This window comes from Parasulfitobacter algicola, from assembly GCF_013315265.1.
Lineage (GTDB): Bacteria > Pseudomonadota > Alphaproteobacteria > Rhodobacterales > Rhodobacteraceae > Parasulfitobacter > Parasulfitobacter algicola.
In genome coordinates this window covers 128,150-140,614 of sequence record NZ_JABUFE010000010.1, presented here as the reverse complement: position 1 = coordinate 140,614, position 12,465 = coordinate 128,150, and the positions used below count along the sequence as shown (strand labels likewise).

The following is a 12,465-nucleotide window of genomic DNA, read 5'->3' as shown; positions in this document are numbered from 1 at the left end:
TCGGCGTCAGGCCCAGCCAAGCGGACAGATCTCTGCCGCTTTGGAATTGCGCACCACTTCCAACAGTTGCCACAATAGCAGAGGCGGTGATTGGCCCGATACCAGGGATCGTTTCCAGCAAAGCAATGCGCGGTTCCGATTTCGCCGCCGCTGACATGCGGCGGCCATACCAATTTACGCGCGTATGAAGAGCCAGGAGTTGTTCGCACAGATCAGTGACAACGTCATAGGCAGCTTGCGGTACATCAGGCGTGGACTTGTCGATCACACCTTTTGCAAATCTGATGGCATGGCCAACACCTTGAGCAAAGATAATGCCAAACTCCGCTAATAAACCACGCAGCATATTGATCGTTTGGGTTCTCTGCCGAACAATCAGATCCCGCGCACGATGCAGTGACAGGATTGCTTGCTGCTCCGGTGATTTGATCTCAACGAACCGCATAGTTGGGCGAGTGACAGCCTCGCAAATCGCTTCCGCATCAGCTGCATCGGATTTCCCCGCTTCACATAAGGTTTCACGTAAATTGGCGCGATCAGCTTTACTGTATGGCCCAGCTTGCTCAATTCACGCGCCCAATAATGGCTGGACCCGCAGGCCTCCATACCGATCAGGCACGGCTCTAGCTTCTCAAAAAAGACAAACATCTGTGCGCGGCGCAACGAACGGTTAAAAGCAACAGTTCCTTCTCTGGTGATCCCATGAACCTGAAAGACGTTCTTGGCCAGATCCAGGCCGATTGTGGTAACTTGCATTGGGTGGCTCCTCTCATAAGCAGTTCATGACAACTGCACTATGGCGCATCGCGACGCCGGTTGAAGCAGGAGCCATCCACCCAATCCCGCATCCTTCCAGTTCACCCGCACTGCAGCCAACGGCGATGTTTCCTGAACCGGCCTTTCGAGACCAGTACGGCAAATGTGCTGCAAGAGCCCAAAGTGACGGATGCTGCAGCGTGCACCAATGACTGCTATGATCTTCTGACGTGACATTTTATGCGTCAAGGAAAGGCCACTCTTGGAAATCTGTGCGATGATAGAAAAATAAGATTGCCATCGCCCGACCCCAGATATCAGCCGACGTTCGTGAGAATTGCGCATCAACTATGGAGATGATGACCTCAGCTCGGCAAGCCAGCGCTAGATTGATTCACTTTCCCGAAGGTTCACTTTCTGGATATTGTTCCACACAGATTTCCGATTGAGCAGATGTCGATTGGAAGCTTCTCCAGGACCAATTGGAAACTGTCTGCTCTCATACCAAAAGGCTAGGCATTTGGGTCGTCCTAGGATGCAATCATGACACTGGTGAAGACGTAAGACCCTTCAACAGTCTCTACTCCAAAGTCTCAAAGCATCCGCAGGCTCGCGGAACAAAGGGATCACATGCCTCACATCTCGTTGCTAACCGTCGCACCGCGAAAACGTCTGCAAAGAGCCGATGCTGCACTTTGTTTGAATGGCAGCTTACGTTATGAAGCCTTTTCCTTGGTCGCGAGCCGAAAAGTCGTCCCGATTTGACACGTAGGTTGTCAGTTGCGCGTCATAATGAGTTTCGATGCCGCGAAGCTGTATACCTAACCTTTGCATCACCTTATGAGACGCATGGTTCTGCTTGTTTTCCACTGAAAGAACAAGTTCAGTACCAGGCGTGTCGAAAGCAAACTCTAGCAACATCTGGCAGCACATTTTCACTGTTCGCGCACGCGGTAGCGACAGAACGTCATTAGCAACAAAATGGTTAATGCAATCGCGAACATATTGAAGGCATCGTAACCAAATCTGAAATGCAAGCGCCGTAGCCACAACATGCGATCAGAGATATCCAATTTTGTCAGTTCCACCAGTTGCACGTCTTCACCCACGTTAAAACCTGCAGCTCTGATCGGCGTCAAAACATCATAGTTCCAACGTAGGAAAAAATCTTTTTTATCATATACCGCCTCTTCAATGGCATAAGTCGCGACTTCCGGCTTGGGCAGATCTTCAATGATTCGCTTTTTCCACTGATAAGGCGCATCAGCACTAATGCCCAAAGCGGCAACTATCTGCATCTCGGCATCTGTCGTTCCGAACTTGTTCATCTGGGGGTCAAAGCTTGTCCGTTTGAAACGAATAAATGTGTTCACGGGATCACCGGGTTGCCAACCTTCATTGGTGATTGGCGCGATTAGTTCGGGATAAATTGACTCATCGCCATTGGTAAATGTGACGACACGTGCGGCATGAAGCTGGACAATGCCCGCGATTTTCACGCGGCTTACATTGTCGAAGTGTTCATCATGCAGCGTGGTCGCTGGGGTGACGTTGGCGATGGCTTCGACGGAGCGATTCACCTGATCTTTTCTTGCAACTGCAGTCTCAAAACAAAGCCATGTCCCCCAAATGACAAAGCCAGCCGCGATCGCCATCACAAAGGTCGCGAAATACCGCGCGGCCCGTCGCGTTTCATCCGTGACAGTGCTGGGCGATATCCACGCACCAATAATTTTTAGGAAAAGGACAAACTTGACAAAATCAGACATGCAGAGCGAACGGTCCATAAAGAATTCATATGGCTGTTAATGCACAGGCTAACGTTGCTAATCAATAGCGGCCAACAAAAACGAGACGATGCGGCTTTGTCACAAACTTTTGGCAGTCAGGCGTTAGGATTGCAGTGACGATGGACTGCGCGGCAACTGAGGCGACAGCATGATCTCTTTCAAAGGCGCACATTTTCCCAAGCCCGTGATCATTTTCGCGGTCTATCTCTATGTGCCTTTTCTACCGCCATACGGGTCGTCCCGCCGGTTGATCCAGAACTTCTGATCCGGATGCTTTTGATCGGATATTGCTTTGGTATCCGGTCGAAGCGGCGGCTGTGCGAAGAAGTGCATTGAACCTCGCATATCGCTGGTTCTGGCGGATCGCATCCCAGACCACTCGAGCTTTTCCAAGAACCGGCACGGTCGGTTCCGGGACAGCGAACTTCTGCGCCATCTGTTCGAGACGACAGTTGCGCGCTGCATCGCGGAAGGTCTGGTCAGCGGCCAGCGCATGGCAATCGATGCCAGCCTGATCGAAGCAGATGCGAACAAACAGCTTTCTGCCTCGAAGGAAGAATGGGCCACCGGTCGGATTGATGTCGGTGCCGCACCCCGCGCGGTGCGCGAGTATCTCGGCTCGCTGGATGAGGCCACTTTTGGCGCAGCCAGCGAAGTGCAGCCCCAAGTTCACCTCGTTCTCGGATCCCGCCAGCCAATGGACGGCGGCCCGCAAAGGCCCTGCTTTCTTTAGCTATTCCGACAACTACCTGATCGACACGGATCACGGTGTTATCGTCGACGTGGAAGCGACCCGCTCAATCCAACAAGCCGAGGTCGGGTCGACCAAGACGATGCTGAACCGCGTCAAAGAGAGGTTCGATTTGCATCCCGAACGCATCCTCGGGCTGGGACGTTTCCGATTACGTGCTCCATGTGGTGCAAACAGCAACTGATTGAAATCGAAGCCAAATACGCGCGGTTGGGTGTTAGAAGCTAAGCATAGCTGACTTCATGGTGGTAAGAATTTAGTTCTATTTCGCGGCACTTTCTCGAATGTCGGTTACCGTTAATGGCACCTTCAAACGTTATTCTCTGACAAGTACTTCCCATCCGTCACCCCTGACGGTACCTTCAGATCATGAACGAGCGTTATGAAACGGGATTGATTATTCGCGCTGCTAGACGCGAGGACGGGGGCGACTTGACTCTGATGGCTAACCTACCTGGTGTACGCCACGGAACAGCTCGCCTTCCTTTTACGACGCAATCGGCAATCGAAGGTCGCTTGGAAGCACCCGGCGTAAACCTCCTCGTTGCCGAACTAGAAGGTACGGTCGTAGCTCAGGCGTTTCTGATGCAACAGTCAGGGCGGCGATCACATGTCGGGTATACCGGCATCTATGTCCACGACGATCATACTGGCCAGGGTATCGGGACCAAATTAATTGAGGCTCTGCTTGATCTGGCAGACAACTGGCTTGGATTGCGGCGCATGGAGCTGACAGTGAATGTGGACAATGCTGATGCGGTCAAGCTTTATGAACGCTTCGGATTCGAGCGAGAAGGAACCAAGCGCGGAGATATTTTGCGCGATGGCGCATTTGTCGACTGTCACATGATGGCTCGGCTAAAGGATGCTCCATCGTTCGTGTAACTTCCGTTTGTACAACGCAAAGCATGTGGAGTTGTGCTTTTCACCCTTTTTATGCGCAAACTCTGTCCCAATCCTTCTACATGGCTCAAAGGGGCAACTTCAATACTCCCAAATTCAGCACTAGCCCTTAAAGGCAACGCGAAAACTGGCGGCTTCTGCGATGTGGGGTTTGCAGACATGGTCAGCCCCGGCCAGATCGGCGATGGTGCGTGCCACGCGTAAAATGCGATGATAGCCCCGCGCAGACAGTCCGAAGCGTTCAGCAATGTCGATCAGCAGCGCGCGCCCTTCAGTATCTGGTGCGGCGATATCTTCCAGAATGCTGCCTTCGGCGTCGGCATTCACCCGCATATGGTCACACCCGGAAAACCGATCCGCCTGAATGGCGCGCGCCTGATCAACGCGGGCGGCCACAGCGGCGGATGTTTCGCCTGTTTCCGGCAGGTTTAGATCGGTATAGGCGACGGGCGGGACCTCAACCCGTAAATCAAATCGGTCCATCAATGGGCCCGAGATGCGGCCAAGATAATCATCCCCGCAGTGGGGCACACGGGCGCAGGCGCGGTTCGGGTCAGACAGATATCCGCATTTGCAAGGGTTGGCTGCGGCCACCAGCATAAAGCGACAGGGATAGCGGATATGCGCATTCGCACGTGCCACAACCACATCGCCTGTCTCGATCGGTTGGCGCAGGGTTTCCAATACAGTGCGCGGAAATTCGGGAAATTCATCCATGAACAAAACGCCATTATGGGCCAGGCTGATTTCGCCTGGTTTTGCGCCGCGTCCACCCCCGACAATCGCAGCCATGGATGCAGTATGATGGGGTTCGCGAAACGGACGCGCGCGGGAAATGCCGCCTTCGTCCAGCAAGCCCGACAGCGAATGGATCATGGATGTCTCGAGCGCCTCGACTGCTGACAATGGTGGCAGGATACCGGGAATGCGTGCCGCCAGCATGGATTTGCCCGATCCGGGCGTGCCGATCATCAGCATGTGATGCCGACCGGCAGCTGCGATTTCAAGTGCACGTTTGGCGCGTTCCTGACCTTTGACATCCTTCAGATCACGTGTTGAATGATCCAGTTTCACCTCGCCCGGTGTGGCAGGCGCCAGAATCCGTTGCCCGGTAAAATGGCGCACGACATCCCCAAGGGTTTCGGGCGCAATGACATTCGTCGCGCCGACCCATGCCGCCTCGGGGCCGCAGGCTTTGGGGCAGACCAGCGTGCGCTCTTCCTCGGCGGCGGCCATGGCGGCGGGCAGGGCGCCGATCACCTGAACCAGGTTGCCGCTTAGGGATAATTCGCCCAAAGCGACGCACCCTTCGACCTGATCGCGGGGCAGAATATCCAGTGCTGCCAGCAAGGCCATTGCGATTGGCAAATCGAAGTGCGATCCCTCTTTCGGCAGATCGGCGGGCGAAAGATTGATAGTGATGCGTTTTGATGGCAATGCGATGGACAAGGCCGTTAGGGCCGCACGCACACGTTCGCGCGCCTCAGACACGGCTTTGTCCGGTAAGCCAACGATCGAAAACGCAGGCAGCCCGTGGGTGACTGCGCATTGCACCTCGACAAGGCGGGCGTCGACCCCTTCAAAGGCGACCGTATAGGCAAGCGCCACCATCTGATGCTCCAAGCTGTTTGTCTTGGTTAACGCTTAGGGTACAGAGGGTTTAGGAATGGTAAATTTATATACCTGGCCAGGGCCGCGTGTCATAATTCATCGCGTATTTTGGTTGATCGGGGCCGTCGTTTAAACTGGCCTCGCGCCACTTGCGAAACGCGGGTTCAGACAGATGGGCATCAACATAATGTTGCGCCATTTTATTCACCGATAAACCATATCCGGCAATCCTGGCGGCAACCGGCGCGAAAAATGCATCGGCCACAGAATACGCACCACACAGCCACGGGCCGTCGGATTTGCAGATATCTATTGCATGCGCCCAGATCGTTTCCAACCGCCGCAGATCAGCCTGAACCGCGTCAGAAGGCGCAAAATTCGCATAAGCCACACGCAAATTCATCGGGCAATCATTGCGCAGCGCGAAAAAACCGGCGTGCATTTCGGCAGCCAAACCGCGCGCCACCGCCCGTGCCGTCGGGTCTGTGGGCCAAAATCCGGCGTCGGGATGCCGTGTTGCCAATTCCTCGGCGATGGCCAGGCTGTCTGACACCACCACACCATCGGGTGCCCGCATCGTCGGCACTGTTTTCGCCGGTTCAAACTTGGCCATTAGATCGGTGAATTCATCCGTATAGAACCGTGCAAAATGGGTCCGATACGGCAGCCCGAATTTTTCAAACAGTAACCATCCCCGCAAGGACCATGAAGAATAGGCGCGATCGCCAAGGGCAAGATCATAAGTCATGATGAAACGCTAAGCACAGATTGGCGTTTCACAAAATGACAAATTGTGTGGGTCTGCATCACGCCCGCTGATAAAACGGCGGTCTCAGGCGTCTTGATTGCTGTTTTCGATATAGGTCCGAAGCTCTTCGGCCTCATGGCGCGCATCGCGCAAACCGTCCATGGCAGCGCGCAGTTCAGCTTCGGTCTGGGCCAGCTGATTGGTCATCTCGGCCTCGCGCTGCTGCATATATGTGATGGCCTGATCGCGGGTTTCTTCCGCTTCGTGCAAGGACTGCGCCATCTTGTCCAACTCGCCGATATCGGCCTTGGTCACACGTGTGAAACGGTACACCAGCCAACTTGCAAACCAGCCCAGCACAAAGGCCACGAAAAGGATCGCAGTCGTGGCGAAGATGAATTCGGTTCTATTCATTGGCTGGGGCCTCGTCTTCGGCGGGGGGGGTGTCTTGGGCCGCATCTTCTGCCGCTGTTGCGTCATCTACGGGTACAGTCTGGGCTTCAATTTCTTCCAGTGTGGTCGGTTCCTCGGCAGGACGATCCGGTACGATCAGTGAAAAGACAATGCGCCGGTTTGCTTCGCGGCCTGCTTCGGTATCATTATCGGCAATTGGTTGCGCTTCGCCGTAACCCTTTGCAACCAAACGGTTGGGCGGTGTGCGCAATGCGACAAGTTCTGATCTGACCGCCTCGGCGCGTTCGCGGCTAAGACGGGCGTTCATTTCTTCGCGCCCCTGACTGTCGGTATGACCACCAATTTCAATGCGTGTCGCCTGACAATTCGCCAGCACCTCGGCAATTTGTTCCATCGTTTTCAAACCGTCTTCGTCGATGGTCGACGAACTTGGTTCAAACGTAATCTTCTTGATGTCCTGAATGCCGTTGATTTCAGCGACGCATTCTTCGGGGTCCAGAAGCGATGCAACCGGATCAAGCGCCTCTTGATAGGTCACATCTATTGTGTAATTTTCCGCCTCGCCTAGCTTCGCGGCCAACAGGCGCGATATCCGTGCACGGCTGTCGGGATTGCCGGTGTTGCCACGTATCTCGACTAGATCTTCCTGAATGATCACGGCGCCATTGTTGACCTCGACCAAGGCCTCAAGACCGGCCAGAACACGATCAGACCAGCCCGTTGGAAGTGTTTCGTCTATCCGCACGCCCATATGCACATTTGTGCGACCAAAGCGCGAAGTCGCATAACTTTCGGTCGCAGTGCGCAGCAGTTCATTCGGCAAACGCCCCCGCAACTGAACCAACCCTTCAGGGCTAAGGGTTGCAACAAACTCTGGCGCTGCTTGGGCCTGGGGTCCACCTTCGGGTTCAGGCTTGATCGCATGCAGGCTAAAGGCTGGCGGCAAATCGCTGTCCAGCGCACCAGCCACACGGTCAAAGACCGCTTGCGTGACACCTGCGTCTGCAATCAGTGTGACATCGGTATCTGCAAATGTGATTGACGCCAGACCAAGATCGGCGACTGCCTGAATGCCCATTGCCGTGGCCTCTGACCAGCGGGGTGATGGCATACCCAGGCCCAAAACGCAGTCGATCTTGCCTTCCATACCTGCCTTGACCGCAGCCGAAACAATGGCGTCGCGTGTTTGCACGGTATCTGCGGCGCACGCATCAAAACGGTGCCCATCTTCATCAATGACAAAACGCAAGGTAAAGGGCGCGATGACAGGACGCGGGGCCGTGATATCAAGCGCCAGAATAATGCCGTCGGGCGCATCACGCGATAATCTGGCTTCAATCCGGGCTTTGTCTGACGTGCTTTCGGCGGCGGCAAAAACGGCCACGCGATTTGCGGCAATCGACACCTTGGATCGTTCAAAAATTTCCAAAGCGTCCAGCCCATAGTTTACGGCGTTGATCCACCCTTCGGGAACAGGATAATCCGCAATTTCCAAAAGGTCCGTCACATCGGCACCATCTGCGGCGTCTTCGACCTGGTCGACCAGTGCATCACGATCCTGCGCGCTGGGGATCAGACCGATTAGCGAAACGCCGGTTTCATTGCGCAAAATCTCAATGGAAAAGCGCGGCGCTTGTGGGGGCGAACTGCGCGCCACTTCCATTTCATCCATAATGCGGGCGGCATCTACAACGGTCCCAACGGTGGACAGCGCGCTGAAGCGTGTCGCTTCATCCGGGGCCTCTCCTGTTAGAATCACCTGCAGACCTGACGATTCCACTTCGGTCCATTCGAACCCTTCGGTATCCAAAACCTGACGCACATCAATTTCAGAGCGTTGTTCAATATAACTTGCCCCGCGCGCAGCCGTAAACACAGCAGCAAGCGCAGCAACAGCAAACACACCCAAAACCAAAAACAGGGATGAAAGACGCATGGTCCTGACAGAGTTCCTTTTTACAACGTGCTTCAATACGACGGGATCGCCTGCGGATCAATCACAACGCAAGGGCAAAAGCAAAAAACAGCGCAGGAATTAGCCCCGTATTCCGGTTCGCGCGGAAAAGTCGCAGCAATGTGGAGGGGTTGTCGATATCCAGTTGTCGCAATTGCCACGTCATGTGCCAGCCCATCGCCCACGGCCCGCCAAGGGCAACAACCATGATCAGAAGATTGTCCTGCTGGATCAGCGCCATGATGATCGCAATCGCCATGAACATCACAGTGATAACCATGAAATTCCGCAACCAGTATGGCGTCTGTGACCCAAACAGCCGCGCTGTCGATTTCACCCCGATCAGTGCGTCATCCTCAGTATCCTGATGGGCATAGATCGTGTCATAGAACAGCGTCCACGCAATGCCCGCCAGATACAGCGCTACCGCAGGCCACTGCAACGCGCCCGTATGCGCGGTCCATGCCAGCAGCGCACCCCAGTTGAACGCCAGCCCCAGAAACACTTGCGGCCACCAGGTGAACCGCTTGGCAAACGGATAAATGGCCACCGGCAATAACGCCAGAATGCCCAGCCCAATCGCGGCCCAGTTGAACGTCAGCAGAATGCAGAACGCGACCAGAGCCTGCGCCACCATCCAGATCACCGCCCCTTTGACGCTGACTTGACCTGATGGAATGGGCCGCGACCGTGTCCGTTCAACCTGCCCATCAATATCGCGGTCGGTGATATCGTTCCACGTACACCCCGCCCCGCGCATCAGCCACGCGCCGGCCGCACAGCCAACAGCAATCCACGCGTCGGCCCAACCCACGCTTTGCGTGGTCAGACAGGCCAACCCCAGACCCCACCAACAGGGCAGCAACAACAGCCAGGTGCCAATCGGCCGATCCGCCCGCGACAGCCGCAAAAACGGGCGCGCACCTGAAGGGGCCAGTGTATCGACCCAGTTGCCTTTGACTGCATCGGCAACCTGCCCGTTCGGCTCTGGTGTATCGTCGGGTTGGGTCATAAAGTCCGGTCCATGAATGCAAAGATCAGACTGTATGTAGATCACCCTTTGGGCAAAGCGCAAACCATTCCGCTGGAACAGGCGCAGGCGCATTACCTGTTCGGCGTGATGCGGCAAAACATCGGCGCGCATGTGCTGTTGTTCAATTCCCGCGATGGGGAATGGCTGGCGACCATTACGCAAGCCGCCAAACGCAAGGGCACGCTGACGTGCGTCGAACAAACCCGCCCGCTGCAAATGCCCCCGGATCTATGGCTGCTGTTTGCGCCGATCAAAAAGGCGCGCACGGATTTTATCGTCGAAAAGGCAGCTGAAATGGGCGCGGCGCAGATCATGCCGGTCCAGACCGATTTCACCAATTCCGATCGTATCCGTCAGGACCGCCTGCAAGCCCACGCGATCGAGGCCGCAGAACAATGCGGCGGCACCTATGTGCCCAAAGTGACAGCCTTGCAAAAGTTGGACCGCGTGCTGGACGATTGGCCCACTGACCGCCAGTTGATCTTTTGTGACGAAGAAAAGGTGGGGCAAGGCCTTTCATTGAAACCGGGCCATGCAGCAAAGGGCGAACATCAACCCTCTGCCATCCTGATCGGCCCCGAAGGCGGCTTCAGCCCACCCGAACGCATGCGCCTGATCGCGCTTCCCTTTGTGACCACCATCAGCCTGGGGCCCCGCATCCTGCGGGCTGATACCGCAGCAGTGGCAGCAATGACCCTTTGGCAGGATAGATTGGGCGATTGGAGGTAAGCCGCCAGTCTTGAACAATATTAAGTTTGCAAAACAACCAAGCCCAGAACATAGTGTGAACACTAAGCGCAGTGACAAGGGTTTGCACAATGCAGGACATACAGCTTTATCTTCCCGGTATCCTTTTGGCATATTCAGCATTCCTGCTGGCGATTGCCAGTCCCGGCCCGAATATTCTGGCCGTCATCGGAACGTCGATGGCCGTCAACAGATCCTCGGGCATGGCGTTGGCAATGGGCGTTGCAATCGGATCTTTCACGTGGGCCATTTTAACCGCATTCGGGCTTTCCGCGATTTTGGCGACATACGCTTCGGCACTTATTGCGATCAAAATACTTGGCGGTTTGTATCTTCTTTGGCTTGCATATAAATCCTTTAAATCTGCAGCCTCTCCTCATGATATCGATGCCAAAGAACTGGCGGGCGGTCGTCGGACACCAATCGGTTATCTAAAGCGCGGATACATTATCCAGATGACAAATCCCAAGGCCGCACTTTCCTGGATCGCGATTATTTCCCTTGGTTTAAAGCCGGATGCACCCATTTGGGTGGGGGCATCGATCGTCATCGGTACGTTTTTTCTTTCAGTCACGATCCATCTTTTATACGCCATCGCGTTTTCGACCCCCGTCATGGTGCGCCTTTACGGCAAAGCACGGCGCGTTATCCAAGGTGTACTTGGCACCTTCTTCGCCTTCGCCGGTCTACGCCTTCTGACAAGCCGAGGGTGACGATATGAAGAACTATTCTGATCCTGCTGCAATGAACCTGAATGATGGGTTTGTGGTGGCGATCAACATCGTTGCCAAAGATGGCAAATCAGATGCTGTTGCAGACATACTTGAAAGCCTTATTATTCCGACAATGGCCGAAAGCGGTGTGAAATTCTTTATGCCATACCGTTCGCCGACCGATCCGAAGGCTTTCTTTATCTATGAAATTTATGTGAATGAAGCTGGATGGGATGCACATAATACATCAAACCATTTTCAAAGTGCGATCAAGAAGTTGCTACCTTTGATCAAAACAAGAAGCCGGGTCCCTTTTGTTCCATATGTGAATTGATGACAGTTCAGATCAGTCCCATTTAATGGTCTGATAAATTTTGCACAGTTTAAGGTTTGATTTACCAACATCGACTGGTTAACCTGTTTTTAAAAATCGTAACCAATTGATTAACAAAGAAAAAGTTGACATCTGTCAACTTTTCGGAAAATCACACCTATATAGAAGCAATCTGAAAAGTCTGGTCTTTCACGCATGAGCTTTATCCGCCCCGAACTCCAAGCCTCTCTGATCCGCTGGCGCGAGGTTCTGGTGGGCGGTGGCGTGGCCTGTGTCGGCGTATACTTCACGCTTTCAGGATACAGTGTCCATGTGGCCCTTGGCGTTGTCCTAATCGGCCTTGGCGCTGTGATCGCATGGATCGGATATCGCCGGTTGCAGTTTGCCGGGGACGGTGGTGGGTTGGGCGTGGTTGAGCTGAATGAACGGCTGATCAGCTATTTCGCGCCCCAGGGCGGGCGGGCCGTGTCGATCGATGATCTGACCCGGGTCGAACTGGTCGCCACACCGCGCAGTCTTATGTGGCACTTGCATTCCAGTGATCATCCGGTGCCACTGATTATTCCCAACAACGCCGAAGGGACGGCCTGTATGTTCGACATTCTCAGTGCGCTTTCCGGCGCGGATTACAAAACCGCCATGGCTGCGATGACTGGCGCGGGGCATGAGACTTTCGTGATTTGGCAAAAAAGCACGCTTGCCCTGCATTGA

12 protein-coding genes and 2 pseudogenes are annotated in these 12,465 nt (G+C 54.5%); 7 read left to right on the top strand and 7 right to left on the bottom strand.

The window, feature by feature from the left end; genetic code table 11:
• Nucleotides 1–756 (bottom strand): annotated as a pseudogene (locus HRQ87_RS20670) (IS110 family RNA-guided transposase); the annotation flags it as partial.
• Nucleotides 757–1,049: 293 nt separating this feature from the next.
• Between HRQ87_RS20670 and HRQ87_RS20665 the strand changes: the two are divergent.
• The gene (locus HRQ87_RS20665; protein WP_425501590.1) at nucleotides 1,050–1,205 is read left to right on the top strand and encodes a hypothetical protein; all 156 of its coding nucleotides are present in this window, start codon (nucleotides 1,050–1,052) and stop codon (nucleotides 1,203–1,205) included.
• A 486-nt stretch (nucleotides 1,206–1,691) separates the two neighbouring features.
• Here the strand turns inward: HRQ87_RS20665 and HRQ87_RS15515 are convergent, their stop codons facing one another.
• On the bottom strand, nucleotides 1,692–2,525 hold the full coding sequence (locus HRQ87_RS15515; RefSeq protein WP_174139354.1) for a hypothetical protein: 834 nt from the start codon (nucleotides 2,523–2,525) through the stop codon (nucleotides 1,692–1,694).
• A 239-nt stretch (nucleotides 2,526–2,764) separates the two neighbouring features.
• Between HRQ87_RS15515 and HRQ87_RS15510 the strand changes: the two are divergent.
• Both HRQ87_RS15510 and HRQ87_RS15505 read left to right on the top strand, forming a co-directional pair.
• Nucleotides 2,765–3,430: pseudogene (locus HRQ87_RS15510) on the top strand (transposase); the annotation flags it as partial.
• A gap of 236 nt (nucleotides 3,431–3,666) precedes the next feature.
• Entirely contained in the window at nucleotides 3,667–4,182 is a 516-nt protein-coding gene (locus tag HRQ87_RS15505; protein WP_174139353.1) for a GNAT family N-acetyltransferase, read from the top strand.
• A gap of 120 nt (nucleotides 4,183–4,302) precedes the next feature.
• Here HRQ87_RS15505 and HRQ87_RS15500 read toward each other — a convergent pair whose 3' ends face one another.
• The 5 genes from HRQ87_RS15500 to ubiA form a co-directional block, all read right to left on the bottom strand.
• Nucleotides 4,303–5,811 (bottom strand): YifB family Mg chelatase-like AAA ATPase, encoded by a 1,509-nt coding sequence (locus HRQ87_RS15500; protein WP_174139352.1) that lies wholly within the window; start codon nucleotides 5,809–5,811, stop codon nucleotides 4,303–4,305.
• 64 nt (nucleotides 5,812–5,875) lie between these two features.
• Nucleotides 5,876–6,559, bottom strand: coding sequence for a glutathione S-transferase (locus HRQ87_RS15495; protein ID WP_174139351.1), 684 nt, complete (start codon nucleotides 6,557–6,559; stop codon nucleotides 5,876–5,878).
• Between the two features lie 84 nt (nucleotides 6,560–6,643).
• Nucleotides 6,644–6,973, bottom strand: a complete 330-nt coding sequence (locus tag HRQ87_RS15490) for a hypothetical protein (protein ID WP_174139350.1) — start codon at nucleotides 6,971–6,973, stop codon at nucleotides 6,644–6,646.
• Complete coding sequence (locus HRQ87_RS15485) at nucleotides 6,966–8,909, bottom strand: OmpA family protein (RefSeq protein WP_174139349.1); 1,944 nt, start codon at nucleotides 8,907–8,909, stop codon at nucleotides 6,966–6,968. Before HRQ87_RS15485 ends, HRQ87_RS15490 begins: the two co-directional genes overlap by 8 nt.
• Before the next feature lie 61 nt (nucleotides 8,910–8,970).
• The gene (gene ubiA / locus HRQ87_RS15480) at nucleotides 8,971–9,939 is read right to left on the bottom strand and encodes a 4-hydroxybenzoate octaprenyltransferase (RefSeq protein ID WP_246252324.1); all 969 of its coding nucleotides are present in this window, start codon (nucleotides 9,937–9,939) and stop codon (nucleotides 8,971–8,973) included.
• A 12-nt stretch (nucleotides 9,940–9,951) separates the two neighbouring features.
• Here ubiA and HRQ87_RS15475 point away from each other — a divergent pair, with 12 nt between their 5' ends.
• The 4 genes from HRQ87_RS15475 (at nucleotide 9,952) to HRQ87_RS15460 (ending at nucleotide 12,465) form a co-directional block, all read left to right on the top strand.
• Entirely contained in the window at nucleotides 9,952–10,689 is a 738-nt protein-coding gene (locus HRQ87_RS15475) for a 16S rRNA (uracil(1498)-N(3))-methyltransferase (RefSeq protein WP_174139347.1), read from the top strand.
• An 89-nt stretch (nucleotides 10,690–10,778) separates the two neighbouring features.
• A complete protein-coding gene (locus HRQ87_RS15470; protein ID WP_174139346.1) occupies nucleotides 10,779–11,420 on the top strand; it encodes a LysE family translocator in 642 nt (213 codons plus the stop codon).
• A 4-nt stretch (nucleotides 11,421–11,424) separates the two neighbouring features.
• A complete protein-coding gene (locus tag HRQ87_RS15465) occupies nucleotides 11,425–11,754 on the top strand; it encodes a putative quinol monooxygenase (protein WP_174139345.1) in 330 nt (109 codons plus the stop codon).
• A gap of 195 nt (nucleotides 11,755–11,949) precedes the next feature.
• Entirely contained in the window at nucleotides 11,950–12,465 is a 516-nt protein-coding gene (locus tag HRQ87_RS15460) for a hypothetical protein (protein ID WP_174139344.1), read from the top strand.

Bases quoted from the DNA above. Each gene is read 5' to 3' on its own strand.
- HRQ87_RS15500 (WP_174139352.1), bottom strand. From the start codon at position 5,811: ATGGTGGCGCTTGCCTATACGGTCGCCTTTGAAGGGGTCGACGCCCGC.
- HRQ87_RS15505 (WP_174139353.1), top strand. From the start codon at position 3,667: ATGAACGAGCGTTATGAAACGGGATTGATTATTCGCGCTGCTAGACGC.
- HRQ87_RS15460 (WP_174139344.1), top strand. From the start codon at position 11,950: ATGAGCTTTATCCGCCCCGAACTCCAAGCCTCTCTGATCCGCTGGCGC.
- HRQ87_RS15470 (WP_174139346.1), top strand. From the start codon at position 10,779: ATGCAGGACATACAGCTTTATCTTCCCGGTATCCTTTTGGCATATTCA.
- HRQ87_RS15490 (WP_174139350.1), bottom strand. From the start codon at position 6,973: ATGAATAGAACCGAATTCATCTTCGCCACGACTGCGATCCTTTTCGTG.
- HRQ87_RS15515 (WP_174139354.1), bottom strand. From the start codon at position 2,525: ATGTCTGATTTTGTCAAGTTTGTCCTTTTCCTAAAAATTATTGGTGCG.
- HRQ87_RS15495 (WP_174139351.1), bottom strand. From the start codon at position 6,559: ATGACTTATGATCTTGCCCTTGGCGATCGCGCCTATTCTTCATGGTCC.
- ubiA (WP_246252324.1), bottom strand. From the start codon at position 9,939: ATGACCCAACCCGACGATACACCAGAGCCGAACGGGCAGGTTGCCGAT.
- HRQ87_RS15475 (WP_174139347.1), top strand. From the start codon at position 9,952: ATGAATGCAAAGATCAGACTGTATGTAGATCACCCTTTGGGCAAAGCG.
- HRQ87_RS15485 (WP_174139349.1), bottom strand. From the start codon at position 8,909: ATGCGTCTTTCATCCCTGTTTTTGGTTTTGGGTGTGTTTGCTGTTGCT.
- HRQ87_RS15465 (WP_174139345.1), top strand. From the start codon at position 11,425: ATGAAGAACTATTCTGATCCTGCTGCAATGAACCTGAATGATGGGTTT.